Origin of the sequence: Streptomyces bugieae, assembly GCF_036352915.1 — a bacterium.
Taxonomy (GTDB): Bacteria; Actinomycetota; Actinomycetes; order Streptomycetales; family Streptomycetaceae; genus Streptomyces; species Streptomyces endophytica.
On the sequence record NZ_JAZBJP010000010.1, the window covers coordinates 135,511 to 151,808 of the forward strand.

The following is a 16,298-nucleotide window of genomic DNA, read 5'->3' on the forward strand; positions in this document are numbered from 1 at the left end:
TCCCTGCTCAACTGCCGAACATACTTTGGCATACGGCACTGACAACGGGGTGTTGGACACGGGGGCGGCAGGGCGAGTGAAAGGCCGGGCCGAGGAAACCGGACCGCGGTTCTTTTCAGCTTCAATTACCTGGCCGTTTGGGCGGGGAGGGGATTCGACCCGCATAACTGGCGGCCGCCTCGCACTCCACTCCGCCCCCTCCGCGCCGGCTGTGGCTGCGCCGCGCGGGCCCGTTCGTCCGTGCCACACCCCTTGACCGGCGCATTGGTCTGAACCATTCTGGGCGAGGGCCGGGAACGGCCCCTCGTCAGCGGTGGCCACCGTCTCGTGCAGTCCTCGGGTTTCCCCCTTCGGCACAGGAGACAGGTATGCCCCGCATCGCAGCACGCGCCCGCACCAGACCCTCCCGCCACAGACGCCCGATCGCGTCCGTACTGACGGTCTTCGCCACCGCGGCAGCCGCCCTGACCGCCACTGCCCCCGCTTCCGCCGCCGACGTCAACGTCGCCAAGAACGCCGGCTACGAGTCCGGGCTGAGCAATTGGAGTTGCTCGGCGGGGAGCGGGGTCTCCGTCAGCTCGCCCGTGCACGGCGGCGGCGCGGCGCTCAAGGCGACCCCCACCGCCTCGGACAACGCGACCTGCTCCCAGACCGTGGCCGTCAAGCCCAACGCGACGTACCGGCTGAGCGCGTACGTCCAGGGTTCGTACGTCTACCTGGGCGCGTCCGGCACCGGAACGACGGACGTCTCCACCTGGACACCGTCGGCCACCGGGTGGCAGCAGCTCGCGACCAGCTTCACCACGGGGCCCAGTACCACCTCCGTCACCGTGTACACCCATGGGTGGTACGGGCAACCGGCCTACTACGCCGATGACTTCAGCGTGCTGGGGCCGGACGGCGGGGGCGGTACCGATCCCGGGCCCCAGGTTCCGGCGGCGCCCGGTGGTCTGACGGCAGGCTCCGTGACGTCCTCCTCGGTCACGCTCTCCTGGAACCCGGTCTCCGGTGCCACGGGCTACACCGTTTATCGCGACGGAGTGAAGTCGACGACTACAGGCGGCAGTTCGGCGACGGTGACCGGCCTCTCCCCCTCCACCACCTACCGGTTCCAGGTCACGGCCACCAACGCCGCCGGTGAGTCGCCCCGTTCGGCCGAGGTCACCGCCACGACCTCCCCCTCCGGTGGCGGCACCGACCCGTCCGTCCCCAAGCACGCGGTCACCGGCTACTGGCAGAACTTCAACAACGGCGCGACGGTCCAGAAGATCAGCGATGTGCCGAACCAGTACGACATCATCGCGGTCGCCTTCGCCGACGCGACGACCACGCCCGGCGCGGTCACCTTCAACCTGGACTCGGCGGGCCTCGGCGGCTACACCGTCGACCAGTTCAAGGCCGACATCAAGGCCAAGCAGGCGGCCGGCAAGTCCGTCATCATCTCCGTCGGCGGCGAGAAGGGGACGGTCTCCGTCAGCGACTCCGCCTCGGCGGCCAACTTCGCCAACAGCGTGTACGCGCTGATGCAGCAGTACGGCTTCAACGGCGTCGACATCGACCTCGAAAACGGCCTCAATCCGACGTACATGACGCAGGCGTTGCGCTCGCTCTCCCAGAAGGCGGGCGGGAAACTGGTGCTCACCATGGCGCCGCAGACCATCGACATGCAGTCGACGTCCGGCGGCTACTTCCAGACGGCGCTGAACGTGAAGGACATCCTCACCGTCGTCAACATGCAGTACTACAACAGCGGTTCGATGCTGGGATGCGACGGGAAGGTCTACTCCCAGGGCAGCGTCGATTTCCTCACCGCGCTGGCCTGCATCCAGCTCGAAGGCGGCCTCGACCCGTCCCAGGTGGGCCTGGGCCTGCCCGCCTCCACCCGGGGCGCGGGCAGCGGTTACGTCGCCCCGAGCGTCGTGAACGCCGCCCTCGACTGCCTCGCCAAGGGGACGAGCTGCGGATCGTTCAGGCCGTCCCGGACGTATCCGGGCGTACGGGGCGCCATGACCTGGTCCACGAACTGGGACGCGGCGAGCGGTAATGCGTGGTCGAACGCGGTCGGGCCGCACGTTCACGGCCTGCCGTAGCGCGGGATCCGGCACTCACCCTCGCCCTCGCCCTCGCCACGGAACTCGCACCACACGCCCTTCCCGGGTACGCGCTCGCCGGCGCCCCACGCGTCGTCGAGCGCGGCCACGAGCGGCAGCCCACCACCGGCCTCGGCCCCGCCATCGCACCCATCGCCGGCCCGGGCACCAAGCGCCCGGGCCGGTGGGCCGGGTACGTGGCAGCCCACCCGCCACCGCCGTGCGTGACGTGCACCGGCTATCGTCTACAGTCCTGTAGACGATAGACCGCTGGGCAGCGACCACCGACCGCGCGTGGTTCGCTGAACAGCGCCCGAAATGCAGTTGGTTGCCGAGGCGCGACGTACCGCGCCGGGAGGGCGGACGGACGATGGCGCAGTCGACCGGTGGGGCAACGACCCTGCCCACCACGGGGGGAGGGCGGGGTCATGAGCCCCTGCCCCACACGGGAGAGAGCCCCGGCTGGAGCAAGGTGCCGCAGGTCACGGCCCTGTTCTGGGGAGTGAAGGTCCTCACCACCGGCATGGGCGAGACGGCTTCGGACTACCTCGGCCGGACGCTCGGGCCGATACCGGCGGGCTGCCTCGGACTGGCCGGTTTCCTGCTGTTCCTGGTTCTCCAGTTCCGGGCCACCCGCTACCGGCCGTGGACGTACTGGTCCGCGATCGTCATGGTCAGCGTGTTCGGCACGATGGCCGCCGACGTCGTGCACGTCGTGGCCGGCATCCCCTACACGGTCTCGGCGGTCGCCTTCACCGTCGCGCTGGCGGCCCTCCTCGCGGCCTGGTACCGGGCCGAGGGGACGCTCTCGATCCACAGCGTCCGCACCCGCCGCCGTGAAACGTTCTACTGGGCGACGGTGCTCGCCACCTTCGCGCTCGGTACCGCGGTGGGCGACCTCACCGCGGGCACCTTCCACCTGGGATACCTCCCCTCCGGCGTGCTGTTCGCCGCGCTCATCGCGGGGCCCGCGCTGTCCGGGCGGTTCCTCGGGCTGAACGCCGTCGCCGCCTTCTGGGGGGCGTATGTGCTGACCCGCCCGCTCGGGGCCTCCTTCGCCGACTGGATGGGCGTCTCCACCGCTCGCGGTGGCCTCGGCTGGGGCACGGGGCCGGCCACGCTCGCGCTCACGGTGCCGATCGTGCTGCTCGTGGGCTACCTGGCGATCAGCCACAAGGACACGCCGCCCGAGCAGAGCGGCGCACGCCACGCCGTCTGACGGGGGGTACGAGCCGCGTCCGGCCCCTGCCCCTGGCCCTGCCCCTGCCCTGGCGCGACGGGTGCCGACCGCCCTCCCGTGCTCAGTCCTCGATCAACGCCGGGGCCAGTTCCCGGAGTTGGTCCGGGCCCGGGCCGCGGTTGGCGGCGCCGGGCTGGACGGCGACGTGGTCGGCGCCCGCGGCGAGGTGGTCCCGGCCCCGGCGCCGTACGGCGTCCTCGTCGCCCCGGGCCACGATCGCGTCGACCAGGCGGTCGCTGCCGCCGTCCGCGAAGTCGTCGCCGTCGAAGCCGAACCGGCGGAAATCCGCACGTAGTTGGGGAGTTCCAGGTAGCAGCGGGTGTGGTGCTGCTCGCGGGCCGGGGCGCGAGCCTTGGCCGGGTCGGTTTCCCGCAGGACGGCCTGTTCGGGGGCGAGCAGCGGGCCATCGCCGAGGATCTCGCGGGCCGGGGCGCGGGCGGTGTGCTCCGTGGGCGCGAAGTACGGGTGGCGACGGTGAGGCGGTCGGTGGCGGCAAGGAGCCGTCCGGCGTGGCTGAACGCTTCCTTGGCCCGCACGCCCCGGTGGTAGGTACGCGAAGCGGCCGCCCCTCCGTAGAAGGACGGCCGCTGAAGCAGGCAACCACGGAGAGCGGGATCAGCCCTCGACGCCCAGCTTCTCCAGGATCAGCTCGCGCACGCGCGCCGCGTCGGCCTGGCCGCGGGTGGCCTTCATGACCGCGCCGACCAGGGCGCCCGCCGCGGCCACCTTGCCGCCGCGGATCTTGTCGGCGATGGCGGCGTTGGCGGCGATCGCCTCGTCGACGGCGGTGCCCAGGGCGCCCTCGTCGGAGACGACCTTCAGGCCGCGCTTCTCGACGACGGTGTCCGGGTCACCCTCGCCCGCGAGCACGCCCTCGATGACCTGACGGGCCAGCTTGTCGTTCAGGTCTCCCTTGGCGACCAGCTCGGCGACCCGGGCGACCTGCACGGGAGTGATCGGCAGGGCCGCGAGCTCCACGCCGTCCTCGTTGGCGCGGCGGGCCAGTTCGCCCATCCACCACTTACGGGCCGCGGCGGCGTCCGCACCCGCCTCGACGGTGGCGACGATCAGGTCGACCGCACCCGCGTTGAGGATCGACTGCATGTCGTGCTCGCTGACGCCCCACTCCTCGCGCAGGCGGTTGCGGCGCACGCGCGGCAGCTCGGGCAGGGTCGCGCGCAGTTCCTCGACCCACTCGCGGGAGGGGGCCACCGGGACCAGGTCCGGCTCGGGGAAGTAGCGGTAGTCCTCCGCCTCCTCCTTGATCCGGCCGGGCGTCGTGGAGCCGTCCTCCTCGTGGAAGTGACGGGTCTCCTGGACGATCTTGCCGCCGGAGGAGAGCACCGCGGCGTGCCGCTGGATCTCGAAGCGGGCCGCCCGCTCCACGGAGCGCAGGGAGTTGACGTTCTTGGTCTCCGAACGCGTGCCGAACTTCTCGGTGCCGTTGGGGCGCAGCGAGAGGTTCACGTCGCAGCGCATCTGGCCCTGCTCCATGCGGGCCTCGGAGACGCCGAGCGCCTTGATGAGCTCGCGGAGTTCGGCGACGTACGCCTTGGCGACCTCGGGGGCCCGCTCGCCCGCGCCCTCGATGGGCTTGGTGACGATCTCAATGAGCGGGATGCCGGCGCGGTTGTAGTCCAGGAGGGAGTGCCGGGCGCCGTGGATGCGGCCGGTGGCACCGCCGACGTGCGTCGACTTGCCGGTGTCCTCCTCCATGTGGGCGCGCTCGATGTGCACCCGGAAGACCTCGCCGTCCTCCAGCTGTACGTCGAGGTAGCCGTCGAAGGCGATCGGCTCGTCGTACTGGGAGGTCTGGAAGTTCTTCGGCATGTCCGGATAGAAGTAGTTCTTCCGGGCGAAGCGGCACCAGTCCGCGATCGTGCAGTTGAGCGCCAGGCCGATCTTGATGGCCGACTCGACGCCGGTCGCGTTGACGACCGGGAGCGAGCCGGGCAGGCCGAGGCAGGTGGGGCAGGTCTGCGCGTTGGCGTCGGCGCCGAGGGCGGTGGAACACCCGCAGAACATCTTGGTCTTGGTGCCGAGTTCGACGTGGACCTCGAGCCCCATGACGGGGTCGTAGGCGGCCAGCGCGTCCTCGTACGACACCAGGTCGGTGACAGTCACGGTGAAACTAACCTCTCAGGGTCCGGCGCCGGTCAGTCCGCGAGGACGTCGTCGTCGCCCAGACGGCGCAGTTCGCGGATGAGCAGGGCGACGCCGGTGACGATGGCGGCGGCGGAGACGACGGCGTCGACCAGCTGGAGCGTGTCCTGCTCCACCCGCGCCTTCTTCGCCTGCTTGACGACGCTCACCGCGCCGAACAGCGTGGTGCCGATGGACAGGTACGTACCGGGCTTGGACTTCTTGAAGCCCTTGGCCTTGGCGAGCTTTCCACTCACAGTGACGGTGCCTCCTCAAGCAGCGGGTGACCCCACTTGGCGGTGAACGCGGCCTCGACCGCGGCGCCGACCTTGTAGAGCCGGTCGTCCTTCATGGCGGGGGCGACGATCTGCAGGCCCACCGGCAGCCCGTCCTCGGGCGCCAGACCACAGGGCAGCGACATGGCTGCGTTGCCTGCCAGGTTGACGGGGAGCGTGCACACGTCGGCGAGGTACATCGCCATCGGGTCGTCGGCACGCTCGCCGATCGGGAAGGCGGTGGTCGGCGTCGTCGGCGAGACGATCACGTCGACCTGCTCGAAGGCCTTCTCGAAGTCGCGGGTGATCAGCGTCCGCACCTTCTGGGCGGAGCCGTAGTACGCGTCGTAGTAGCCGGAGCTCAGCGCGTAGGTGCCGAGCATGATCCGGCGCTTGACCTCGGGGCCGAAGCCGGCCTCGCGGGTCAGGGCGGTGACGTCCTCGGCGGACTTCGTGCCGTCGTCGCCGACCCGCAGGCCGTAGCGCATGGCGTCGAAGCGGGCCAGGTTGGAGGAGCACTCGGACGGCGCGATCAGGTAGTACGCGGCGAGCGCGAGGTCGAAGGACGGGCAGTCCAGCTCGACGATCTCGGCGCCCAGCTCCTTCATCAGCGCGACCGACTCGTCGAACCGCTGCAGCACGCCGGCCTGGTAGCCCTCGCCGCGGAACTGCTTGACGACGCCGACCCGCATGCCCTCGACGCTGCCGTTGCGGGCCGCCTCGACGACCGGCGGGACGGGGGCGTCGATGGAGGTGGAGTCCATCGGGTCGTGCCCGGCGATCACCTCGTGCAGCAGCGCGGCGTCCAGGACCGTACGGGCGCAGGGCCCGCCCTGGTCGAGGGAGGAGGAGAAGGCGACCATGCCGTAGCGGGAGACGCCGCCGTAGGTGGGCTTGACGCCGACCGTGCCGGTGACGGCGGCGGGCTGGCGGATGGAGCCGCCGGTGTCCGTGCCGATGGCGAGCGGGGCCTCGAAGGAGGCGAGGGCGGCGGAGGAGCCGCCACCGGAGCCGCCGGGGATCTTGGTCAGGTCCCAGGGGTTGCCGGTCGGGCCGTAGGCGCTGTTCTCGGTGGAGGACCCCATGGCGAACTCGTCCATGTTGGTCTTGCCGAGGATGACGACGTCGGCGGCCTTGAGCTTCTTGGTGACCGTGGCGTCGTACGGCGGGATCCAGCCTTCGAGGATCTTGGAACCGACCGTGGTCGGGACGCCCTCGGTGGTGAAGATGTCCTTGAGCGCGAGCGGGACGCCGGCCAGCGGGCCGAGCTCCTCGCCGCGGGCGCGCTTCTCGTCGACGGCGCGGGCCTGCGCGAGCGCGCCCTCGCGGTCGATGTGGAGGAAGGCGTGCACCTTCTCGTCGACGGCCTCGATGCGGGCCAGGTGGGCCTCGGTCACCTCGACGGCGGTGAGCTCGCCGGAGGCGATCTTGTCCGCGATCTCGGCGGCGGTGAGCTTGATCAGGTCGGCCATGTCGGTCACTCCTCCCCCAGGATCTGCGGCACCTTGAAACGCTGCTGCTCCTGGGCCGGGGCGCCGGAGAGCGCCTGCTCGGGGGTCAGCGACGGACGGACCTCGTCCGGCCGCATGACGTTGGTCAGGGGCAGCGGGTGGGAGGTCGGCGGAACGTCTTGGTCGGCGACCTCGGAGACGCGGGCGACCGCGCCGATGATGTCGTCGAGCTGGGTGGCGAAGTGGTCGAGCTCTTCGTCCTTCAGCTCCAGACGTGCCAGCCGGGCGAGGTGGGCGACCTCCTCGCGCGTGATGCCAGGCATGCAGAGATCCTCTGGTGTTCTTGGCGGAGTGTTCTGGGCGGAGTGTTCCAGGTGGAGTGATCTCGACGAGCACTCCGGTGAACTTTTCCGGCCCAATCCTATGGCGTACGGGTCAGCGGCCGCGAAACCGTTTCGCCGGGGCGCGGCCCGTGCGGGCGGGCGCGCCCCGGTCAGCGGGGCCCGGGGGCCTGATCGGGCCCGTCGGACGGGTCGCCGTCGGCTTCCGGTGCGCCGCTTTCCGCGGGTCCGGGCGCGCCGTCGGCTTCCGGTGTGCTCGCGTTCTCGGCTGCGCTGTCGGCTTCGGGTTCGGCTTCGGCTTCGGCTTCGCTGTCAGGGTCGGCTTCGGGTTCGGCTTCGCTGTCAGGGCCGGCTTCGGCTTGGCTGTCGGCTTCGGCTTGGCCGTCGGCTTCGCCGGCGTTCTCGGCTTCGGCTTCGTTCTCGGCTTCGCTGGGTTCGGAGCGGGGACATGGGACGGCCGGTGGCCGGGTCAGTTCAGGACCTGTCCCGAAGGGCGCTCGGCGGCCTTCTCCGCCGCCAGGGCGGCCGTCTCCGATTCGCGGTGCCAGCCGTGCTCACCGCGAGCCCTCAGCCAGGCCGTGGTCTCGTCGGGCGGCATCGCGGCCGCCACCAGCCAGCCCTGGACGGCGTCGCAGCCGAGGTCGCGCAGCCGTTCCCAGGTCTCGTCGTCCTCCACGCCCTCGGCGACGACCAGCAGGCCGAGCGAATGGGCCAGGTCGAGGGTGCAGCGGACGATCTCGGCGTCCTCCGTGTCGACGGCCAGCCGGGCCACGAACGAGCGGTCGATCTTCAGCTCGCTGACCGGGAGGCGGCGGAGGTGGACGAGGGAGGAGTAGCCGGTGCCGAAGTCGTCCAGCGACATCTTCACGCCGTGGGCGGTCAGCCCGGCGAGCGTGTCGGCGGCCCGCTGTGGATCCTCCAGCAGGACGTGCTCGGTTATCTCCAGCTGGAGGGCGCCCGGTGGGACGCGATGTCGGGCGAGCCGGGCCGCGACGGCGCCGGCGAAGCCCGGGGAGTGCACGTCGCGGGGGGAGACATTGACCGCGACCGGGACCTCCAGGCCCATCGCGCGCCAGCGCGCCACCTGGGCGAGCGCGGTCTCGAGGACGTATTCGGTGAGCCGGGGCATCAGGCCGGAGGACTCGGCGATCGCGATGAATTCGTCGGGCGGCACCCGGCCGCGGTCGGGGTGCACCCAGCGGACCAGCGCCTCCAGCCCTGCGACATGTCCGTCGAATCCCACCTTGGGCTGGTAGTGCAGCTCGACGTCGCCGGCGTCCAGGGCGCGCCGCAGATCGCCCAGCAGGCCGAGCCGGTCGGGGGTGTTGCCGTCGCGCTTGGCCTCGTAGAGCTCGACGCCGCTGCGGTCCCGCTTGGCCTGGTACATCGCCACATCGGCGCGGCGCAGCAGCCCTTCGGCGTCCAGGGCGTGGTCGGGAAAGACGGCGACCCCCGCGCTGGCTTCGAGCACGAGGGTCAGTCCGTCGAGGTCGAGCGGCGAACTGAGGGCGGCGACGAGATTGCGGGCCACTCGCTGGGAGCTGGTGAGGGAGTCGGTGGTGGGCAGCAGGACGGCGAACTCGTCGCCGCCGAGCCGGGCCGCCTCGGCGCCGCGCGGGAGGGCGTGCCGCAGCCGGTCGGCGATCTGCAGCAGCAGGCGGTCGCCGGCGAGGTGGCCGAGGGTGTCGTTGACGGAGCGGAAGCGGTCCAGGTCGATGAGGACCAGGGCCGAGCGGGCGCCGATCCGCTCGGCCTCGTCCAGCGCGGTCCAGGTGCGCTCCAGCAGCCACTGGCGGTTGGGCAGGCCGGTGAGCGGGTCGCGCAGCTGCTCCTCGGCGCGGGCCCGGGCTATCCAGAGGGTGGAGTCCAGCGCGATCAGCGGGACCGCGAACAGCGGCAGCAGCAGCGGGGCGTTGACCGCGCAGACGGCGATCAGCGGGGCGATGCCGAGCAGCGCGATGCCGACCAGGGCCTGGCGGACGACCGCGGTGCGCGGGATGGCGGGGAGCTGGCCGCTGCGCGGGGTGAGGCTGAGCCACAGCAGGCCGCGGCTGACGAAGAGGTAGCCGCCCGCGGTGACGACGACTTCGGGGAGGACGGAGAGGTCCCAGGCGAGCGGGGTCCACGGCTGGCGGACGGTGGAGACCACGCCGAACGCGGCGAGGCCGAGCGCCGCGGCGCCGATGCCGAGGACGTCGACGGCGCCGTGCACCACGGCCTGCCGCCAGCGGTTCCGGCGGGCGGCGCCGACCAGCACGACGACGGAGAGGCTGACGAGGGTGGCCGGGACCCAGCCGTACAGCAGCAGGACGGCGAGGGCGAGCGCCGCGCCGGAGCCCGTGCCGCCCCACCAGCGGTCGCGGCCGAGGGCGACGAGGTGGCCGACGATGACGCCGGTCAGGATCGCCAGCGACCATCCCACCGAGCCTCCGGGGAACAGCGCGTCACCTACGCCCAGAGTCCGGAACACGCCCGTGGCGAGCGCGAGGCTCGCCACGGTGACGATGGCCGCGGGCAACGCGGGCACGACGAGCTGCCGGAGCCGCGACGCCGGAGCGGCGCTGTCGGTCGGTTTCATTCCGATCCCTCTCACAGCCGGCTGTGCCCGCGCCACGGCAGGCGCACTCCTCAACAGTAGGCCGCGGAAGGCCGCCGCGGGCAGCGATCGGCGACGGTTGCCCGAATGCGACCCGGCATCCTGGATCAATCTGGTATGCGCCGATGGGGTGACACCTCACTCCTCCTCAGGCGGAGTGACGGCTACCGCTCGTGCCGCCTCGGGACCCTGTTCCAGCAGCACCGCGAAGCCGTCATCGTCCAGGACCGGGACCTTCAACTGCATCGCCTTGTCGTACTTCGAACCGGGGTTGTCGCCCACCACCACGAAACCGGTCTTCTTCGAAACGGAACCGGTCACCTTCGCTCCGAGGTTCTGGAGGGCCTCTTTCGCGCCATCTCTTGTGTGTGACTGAAGTGTGCCCGTTACGACGACGGTGACGCCTTCGAGGGGGCGTGGGCCCTCGTCACCCGTTTGCTCCTCCTCCATTCGGACGCCGGCGGCCCGCCACTTCTCGATGATCTCGCGGTGCCAGTCCTCGGCGAACCACTGCTTCAACGACGCGGCGATGGTGGGTCCGACGCCGTCCACGGCGGCCAGTTCGGCCTCTTCCGCGTCCCGGATGCGGTCGATCGAGCGGAACTCCCGCGCCAGCGCCTCGGCCGCCACCGGGCCCACGTGCCGGATCGACAGACCGGTCAGGATGCGGGCCAGCGGGCGCTCCTTGGCGGCCTGGATGTTCTCCAGCATCGCGAGGGTGTTCTTCTTCGGCTCGCCCTTCTGGTTGGCGAAGAACGTGACGATCTTCTCCTCGCCGGTCTTCGGGTCCCGCTTGGGCAGCCCGGAATCGGGGTCGAGGACGTACGACTTGATGGGCAGCAGCTGCTCGACGGAGAGGCCGAACAGATCGCCCTCGTCCTTCAGCGGCGCCTCGGCGGGCTCCAGCGGCTGGCTCAGGGCCGTGGCCGCGACATATCCGAAATTCTCGATGTCCAGGCATTTGCGCCCGGCGAGATAGAACAGCCGCTCACGGATCTGCGCGGGGCAGGAGCGGGTGTTGGGGCAGCGGAGGTCGATGTCGCCTTCCTTGGCGGGCTGCAGGGCCGTGCCGCACTCGGGGCACTCGGCCGGCATCACGAACTCCCGCTCGCCGCCGTCCCGCAGATCGACCACCGGGCCGAGGATCTCGGGGATGACGTCGCCGGCCTTGCGGATCACGACGGTGTCCCCGATCAGCACCCCCTTGGCCTTGACCACGTCCTGGTTGTGCAGGGTCGCGAACTCCACCTCGGACCCGGCGACCGTGACCGGCTCGACGACCGCGTACGGCGTGACCCGGCCGGTGCGGCCGACGCCGACCCGGATGTCCACCAGCTTGGTGTTGACCTCCTCCGGGGGGTACTTCCAGGCGATCGCCCAGCGCGGGGCGCGCGAGGTCGAGCCCAGCCGCCCCTGGAGCCGGATCTCGTCCAGCTTGACGACCACGCCGTCGATCTCGTGCTCCACGGCCGTGCGGCGGGTCTCGGGGTCGCCGTAGTGGGCGATGAACTCCCGCACCGCGTCGAGGGAGTCGACGACCCTGTTGTGCGTGGCCGTCGGCAGGCCCCACTCCTTGAGCAGGTCGTACGCCTCCGAGAGCCGGTCGATCTCCAGGCCGTCGCGGGCGCCGAGGCCGTGGACGACCATGTGGAGCGGGCGGCTGGCCGTGATCTTGGGGTCCTTCTGGCGCAGCGAACCGGCCGCGGCGTTGCGGGGGTTGGCGAACGGCGGCTTGCCGTCGGCCACCAGGCGCTCGTTGAGCTGGAGGAACTTCTCCATGGGGAAGTAGACCTCGCCGCGCACCTCGACCAGGGCCGGAATCCGGTCACCCGTCAGGCGGTTGGGAATGTCGGCGATCGTCCGGACATTGGGGGTGATGTCCTCGCCCGTGCGGCCGTCGCCACGGGTGGCGGCGCGGGTCAGCCGGCCGTGCTCGTAGGTGAGGTTGACGGCGAGGCCGTCGACCTTGAGCTCGCACAGGAAGTGGTAGCCCGCGCCCTGGGGGGCGCCGCCCAGCTCGCCGGCGAGCCGCTCCGCCCAGGCCGCCAACTCCTCCTGGTCGAAGGCGTTGTCCAGCGAGAGCATCCGCTCGCGGTGCTCGACCTCGGTGAATTCCGTCGCGTACGCACCGGCGACCTTCTGGGTCGGGGAATCCGGGGTGCGCAGCTCGGGGTGATCGTTCTCCAGGGCCTCCAGGGAGCGCAGCAGCCGGTCGAACTCGGCGTCGCTGATGACCGGAGCGTCCTTCACGTAGTAGCGGAAGCGGTGCTCCTCGATCTGCTCAGCGAGCTGCGCGTGCTCCTCCCGCGCCGCTGCGGGCACCTTGGATTGCGCTGCGTGCTGTTCGCCAGCCACCGTCTTGTCCTCCCGTGGTCCTTGAGTGCGGTCACTCAGGGTTGTCTGCGAGCGACCTCGCCGCCCGGACGCAATGGGCGAGCGCCGAACGGGCATAAGCGGGCGAAGCACCCGCGAGCCCGCACGACGGGGTGACGACCACGGACCCGCTGAGAGTCCCCGGTGCCAGCCCCAGCCTGCGCCAGAGCGTCCTGACACCCATGACGCTACCGGCAGGGTCTGACAATCGGCCGTCCACGCCCGGCACCACGCCCGCGAACAGCGCCGTACCGCCCTCGACCGCCTCTCCGATCGCCTCCTCCTCACGCTCGGTGAGCAGTGCGAAATCGAACGAGATGCCCGTGACGCCGGCCCGCCGCAGCAGTCCGAACGGCACCCCGGGCGCGCACGAGTGGACGACCACCGGTCCGCCCTGCGCCACCGCCACGAGATCGCGCAGCGCGCCCTCGACCACGGCCCGGTCCACGGCCCGGTGCGTCCGGTACCCGCTCGCCGTCTTCACCCGCCCCTGGAGCACCGCGGTCAGCGACGGCTCGTCGAGCTGGAGGACGACCTCGGCGCCCGGGACCCGGCGCCGGACGTCCGCGAGATGCCCGCGCAGCCCCTCCGCCAGCGACGCCGCGAGGTCCCGGCAGGCGCCGGGGTCGCTGAGGGCGGCCTCGCCGTTGCGCAGCTCCAGGGCGGTGGCGAGCGTCCAGGGCCCGACCGCGGAGACCTTCAGCGGGCCTTCGTAGCCCTGGGTGAACTCCTCCAGGGCGTCGAGATCCTCGCCGAGCCAGGAGTGCGCCCGCCGGGTGTCCCGGCCGGGCCGGTCGCTGATCCGCCAGCCACTGGGCTCCACATGGCCGTAGACCTCGACGAGCATCCCCAGGGTGCGTCCGATCATGTCGGCGCCGGGGCCCCGCGCCGGGAGCTCCGGCAGATACGGGAAGGTCTCCAGCGACCCGGTGACGGTCTTGGCCGCCTCCCGCGCGTCCCCGCCGGGCATCGACCCGATCCCGGTCGCCGCGCCCGCTGCCCACTCGTACGTGCTGTTCTCGCTCACCCCGGAAGGGTATGCGGCGGCGGGCCCGGGGTGCGTACCCCGGGCCCGCCGCACCCGCCCGCGGAACCTGCGGCCCGTCACCGCCGGCCGCGCACGCCCAGCCAGCCGGTCACCGCGGCCACCGCCAGCGCCCCGGCCGTGAGGGCGAAGACGGCCCGCGCGCCCGGGTAGCCGCCGCCGGCCGCGGTGAGCACCGCGCCCATCCCGGCGATGCCGACCAACGAGCCGATCTGGCGGTTGGCGTTGAGGGTGGCGCTGCCGATGTCGGCGTGCTCGCGGCCGGCGGCCTCCATCAGGACGCCGGTCAGCGCCGGGGAGCTGATCCCGCTGCCGATGTTGGTGGCGGCGAGCACCACCGCGAGGACCCAGTACGGCAGTCCGGGATGGACGATCAGGAAGAGCACGACATATCCGGCAGCCGAGAGGGTCAGCGAGGCGGTGAGCGCGGTCCGGTTGCCGAGGCGGTGCCCGATCCGGGCGTAGAGCATGTTGCCGAACGGGAGGATCAGCACGGCCGGGAGCATCTGCAGGCCGGCGGTCACCGCGCTCGCGCCGCGGGCCGTCTGGAGGAACAGCCCGAGGACGAACAGGGCGCCGTAGAAGGCGAAGTTGAAGAGGAAGCCGACCACGTTGGCCGCGGAGAACCGGCTGTCCGAGAAGAGCGCGACCGGCAGGACCGGCGTGCGGGCGGTCCGCTCCCGGACGACGAACCCGGCCACCGCGGCCACGGTGACCGCGAAGGCGCCCAGCACGAGCGGCGCGGACCAGCCCTTGTCCGGCCCTTCGATCAGGGCGTAGCTGAGCGATCCCAGGGCGAGCAGCCCGAGGACGTGACCGGTGCCGCCGAGCGCCGAACCGCGGGCCGGGGTCGCCGCGATCACCCGGCGGGTGAGCAGCAGCCCCGCGGCGCCGATGGGGAGGTTGACCAGGAAGATGGAGCGCCAGCCCAGGGTGCCGACCAGGAGGCCGCCGATGGTCGGGGCGAGCCCCACGGAGGTGGAGACGATCGCCGACCAGATGCCGAGGATCCTGGCCCGGCGGGCCGGTTCGGGGAACGCGTTCATCAGCAGCGACAGCGAGCTGGGCATGAACAGCGCGGCGCCGACACCCTGGGCGAAGCGGGCCGCCACCAGGACGGTGCCGTCCGGTGCCACGGCGCCGAGCAGGGAGGCGGCGGTGAACGCGGCGAGCCCGACGAGGTAGATCCGGCGGGCGCCGAACCGCTTGGCCAGCGAGCCGGCGAGCAGCAGCAGCGCGGCGAAGGCGAGGACGTAGCCGTCGACGACCCAGGTGAGGCCGGCCATGGTCAGGCCGAGGCGGGCCCGCAGGTCGTGCGCCGCGACGTTCATGATGCCGGTGTCCAGGCTGGCCATCACGAACCCGAGCGCCAGGACGAGGAGTTGGAGCCCGCCACGGGCCGCCGGTGCCGCGGACATCTCGCGCGCCGAGCCGCGCGCCGTCGCCTTCTCAGTGATCATGCAATGAAGTTAAAGCTGTAACCGTCGCCCAGGCAATGATTACAGCTATAACTTTACGAAAGGCATACGGAACCGCCGACGCCGGACGGCGCAGGTGTCAGTCGCCCCGCCCCAGGGCCTTCAGCAGGTCGTCGCGCAACGCGGCCCGCTCCTCGTGCGTGAGGTGGTCCAGCGGCGACTCCGTGCCCATCCGGCGCAGCAGATCGAGCCGCAACTCCCGCCCCGCCTCGGTCAGTACGAGCTGCTTGGCCCGGCCGTCCAGCGGATGCGGCTCCCGCACCACCATGCCCTGTTTCTCCAGCTTGGAGATGACATAGGTGACATTGGGCGGTTCGCAGCACAGCACCCCGGCCAGCTCCCGCGCGGTCTTCGGCTCGCCGAGCTCCTCCAGCGCCTTGGCCTGCGTCGGGGTCAGGTCCAGCTCGGCGATCCGGCTGCGCTGATGGGCGTCCAGCCGGCGGCTCAGTTCGGTCACGAGCCCCCGGATCTCCCGGAACCCGCACCCCGCCGCCGCGGTCGACTTCGCTTCAGTGGTCACTCTTGCAGCGTACGTCGCCGCGGCGGTCCTCCGGGTGGCCCGTGGGCCACGGTCCTCAGCGCCCCGGGCGCACCGTGACGTCGTTGATCTCCGCGTCCCGCGGCAGGTCGATGGCGGCGAGGACCGTCGCGGCCACCGACTCCGGGTCGATCCACCGGGACGGGTCGTACGCCTTGCCCTCCTGCTGGTGGGTGCTCTCCTGCATCGGCGTGGCCGTGCGCCCCGGGTAGACCGAGGTCACCCGCACACCGTTGCCGTGCTCCTCCGCCCGCAGGGAGTCGGCCAGCGCCTTCAGGCCGTGCTTGCTCGCCGCGTACGCGCTCCAGTTGGCGTGCGCGTTCAGCCCGGCACCGGAGTTGACGAAGACCACATGGCCCTTGGCGAGCCGCACCAGCGGCAGCAGCAGCCGGGTCAGCTCGGCCGGCGCCACCAGGTTGGCGGCGAGCTGCCGCTGCCACGCCTTGGCCGGCAGGTCGCCGACCGCGCCCAGCTCGATGACGCCCGCGATGTGCTGGAGGGAGTCGATCCGGTCCGGCAGCGGCTGCTGGCCGAGCGCGAAGGACAGCTTCTCCGGGTTGGCCAGGTCGCCCACGATCACATGGGCCGTGGGGAACCGCGCGGCCAGCTCCTTCGCGCGGACCGCGTTGCGCGCCAGCAGCCACAGCTCCTCGCCGCGCTCCGCCAGCCGCCGTGCGACCGCCGCTCCGATGCCCGACCCTGCGCCCGTGATCAAGTGCGTACCCATGG

13 protein-coding genes are annotated in these 16,298 nt (G+C 71.7%); 2 read left to right on the forward strand and 11 right to left on the reverse strand.

Features of this window, described 5'->3' with window-relative positions:
- Positions 1-368 precede the first annotated feature (368 nt).
- Both V2J85_RS18925 and V2J85_RS18935 read left to right on the forward strand, forming a co-directional pair.
- Positions 369-2,090: a chitinase gene (locus V2J85_RS18925; RefSeq protein WP_330822265.1), complete on the forward strand. Its 1,722-nt coding sequence runs from the start codon at positions 369-371 to the stop codon at positions 2,088-2,090.
- A 370-nt stretch (positions 2,091-2,460) separates the two neighbouring features.
- Positions 2,461-3,309, forward strand: a complete 849-nt coding sequence (locus V2J85_RS18935; RefSeq protein WP_330822266.1) for a COG4705 family protein — start codon at positions 2,461-2,463, stop codon at positions 3,307-3,309.
- Positions 3,310-3,391: 82 nt separating this feature from the next.
- Here V2J85_RS18935 and V2J85_RS18940 read toward each other — a convergent pair whose 3' ends face one another.
- The 11 genes from V2J85_RS18940 to V2J85_RS18990 all read right to left on the reverse strand — a co-directional run bounded on the left by V2J85_RS18940 (position 3,392) and on the right by V2J85_RS18990 (position 16,296).
- Positions 3,392-3,544 (reverse strand): hypothetical protein, encoded by a 153-nt coding sequence (locus tag V2J85_RS18940; protein ID WP_315975447.1) that lies wholly within the window; start codon positions 3,542-3,544, stop codon positions 3,392-3,394.
- 401 nt (positions 3,545-3,945) lie between these two features.
- Complete coding sequence (gene gatB, locus V2J85_RS18945; RefSeq protein ID WP_261955531.1) at positions 3,946-5,454, reverse strand: Asp-tRNA(Asn)/Glu-tRNA(Gln) amidotransferase subunit GatB; 1,509 nt, start codon at positions 5,452-5,454, stop codon at positions 3,946-3,948.
- 32 nt (positions 5,455-5,486) lie between these two features.
- Positions 5,487-5,729, reverse strand: a complete 243-nt coding sequence (locus V2J85_RS18950; protein WP_030412837.1) for a hypothetical protein — start codon at positions 5,727-5,729, stop codon at positions 5,487-5,489.
- Positions 5,726-7,219, reverse strand: a complete 1,494-nt coding sequence (gene gatA / locus V2J85_RS18955; protein WP_410011264.1) for an Asp-tRNA(Asn)/Glu-tRNA(Gln) amidotransferase subunit GatA — start codon at positions 7,217-7,219, stop codon at positions 5,726-5,728. The genes V2J85_RS18950 and gatA overlap by 4 nt, the downstream gene beginning before the upstream one ends.
- A gap of 5 nt (positions 7,220-7,224) precedes the next feature.
- Positions 7,225-7,521 (reverse strand): Asp-tRNA(Asn)/Glu-tRNA(Gln) amidotransferase subunit GatC, encoded by a 297-nt coding sequence (gene gatC / locus V2J85_RS18960; RefSeq protein WP_030799488.1) that lies wholly within the window; start codon positions 7,519-7,521, stop codon positions 7,225-7,227.
- A 487-nt stretch (positions 7,522-8,008) separates the two neighbouring features.
- Positions 8,009-10,117, reverse strand: coding sequence for a putative bifunctional diguanylate cyclase/phosphodiesterase (locus V2J85_RS18965; protein WP_261955533.1), 2,109 nt, complete (start codon positions 10,115-10,117; stop codon positions 8,009-8,011).
- Positions 10,118-10,273: 156 nt separating this feature from the next.
- Positions 10,274-12,490 (reverse strand): NAD-dependent DNA ligase LigA, encoded by a 2,217-nt coding sequence (gene ligA, locus V2J85_RS18970; RefSeq protein WP_330822267.1) that lies wholly within the window; start codon positions 12,488-12,490, stop codon positions 10,274-10,276.
- Positions 12,491-12,521: 31 nt separating this feature from the next.
- On the reverse strand, positions 12,522-13,478 hold the full coding sequence (locus tag V2J85_RS18975; protein ID WP_410011358.1) for a methionine synthase: 957 nt from the start codon (positions 13,476-13,478) through the stop codon (positions 12,522-12,524).
- A 134-nt stretch (positions 13,479-13,612) separates the two neighbouring features.
- The gene (locus tag V2J85_RS18980) at positions 13,613-15,013 is read right to left on the reverse strand and encodes an MFS transporter (protein WP_330822268.1); all 1,401 of its coding nucleotides are present in this window, start codon (positions 15,011-15,013) and stop codon (positions 13,613-13,615) included.
- Positions 15,014-15,110: 97 nt separating this feature from the next.
- Positions 15,111-15,551: a MarR family winged helix-turn-helix transcriptional regulator gene (locus V2J85_RS18985; RefSeq protein WP_261955537.1), complete on the reverse strand. Its 441-nt coding sequence runs from the start codon at positions 15,549-15,551 to the stop codon at positions 15,111-15,113.
- Positions 15,552-15,606: 55 nt separating this feature from the next.
- Positions 15,607-16,296, reverse strand: a complete 690-nt coding sequence (locus V2J85_RS18990) for an SDR family oxidoreductase (RefSeq protein WP_330822269.1) — start codon at positions 16,294-16,296, stop codon at positions 15,607-15,609.
- Positions 16,297-16,298: the final 2 nt, after the last annotated feature.

Coding starts and splice junctions, on each gene's coding strand:
- V2J85_RS18990 (WP_330822269.1), bottom strand. CDS start 16,296: ATGGGTACGCACTTGATCACGGGCGCAGGGTCGGGCATCGGAGCGGCG.
- gatC (WP_030799488.1), bottom strand. CDS start 7,521: ATGCCTGGCATCACGCGCGAGGAGGTCGCCCACCTCGCCCGGCTGGCA.
- gatA (WP_410011264.1), bottom strand. CDS start 7,219: ATGGCCGACCTGATCAAGCTCACCGCCGCCGAGATCGCGGACAAGATC.
- V2J85_RS18975 (WP_410011358.1), bottom strand. CDS start 13,478: ATGCCCGGCGGGGACGCGCGGGAGGCGGCCAAGACCGTCACCGGGTCG.
- V2J85_RS18965 (WP_261955533.1), bottom strand. CDS start 10,117: ATGAAACCGACCGACAGCGCCGCTCCGGCGTCGCGGCTCCGGCAGCTC.
- V2J85_RS18980 (WP_330822268.1), bottom strand. CDS start 15,013: ATGATCACTGAGAAGGCGACGGCGCGCGGCTCGGCGCGCGAGATGTCC.
- V2J85_RS18935 (WP_330822266.1), top strand. CDS start 2,461: ATGGCGCAGTCGACCGGTGGGGCAACGACCCTGCCCACCACGGGGGGA.
- V2J85_RS18925 (WP_330822265.1), top strand. CDS start 369: ATGCCCCGCATCGCAGCACGCGCCCGCACCAGACCCTCCCGCCACAGA.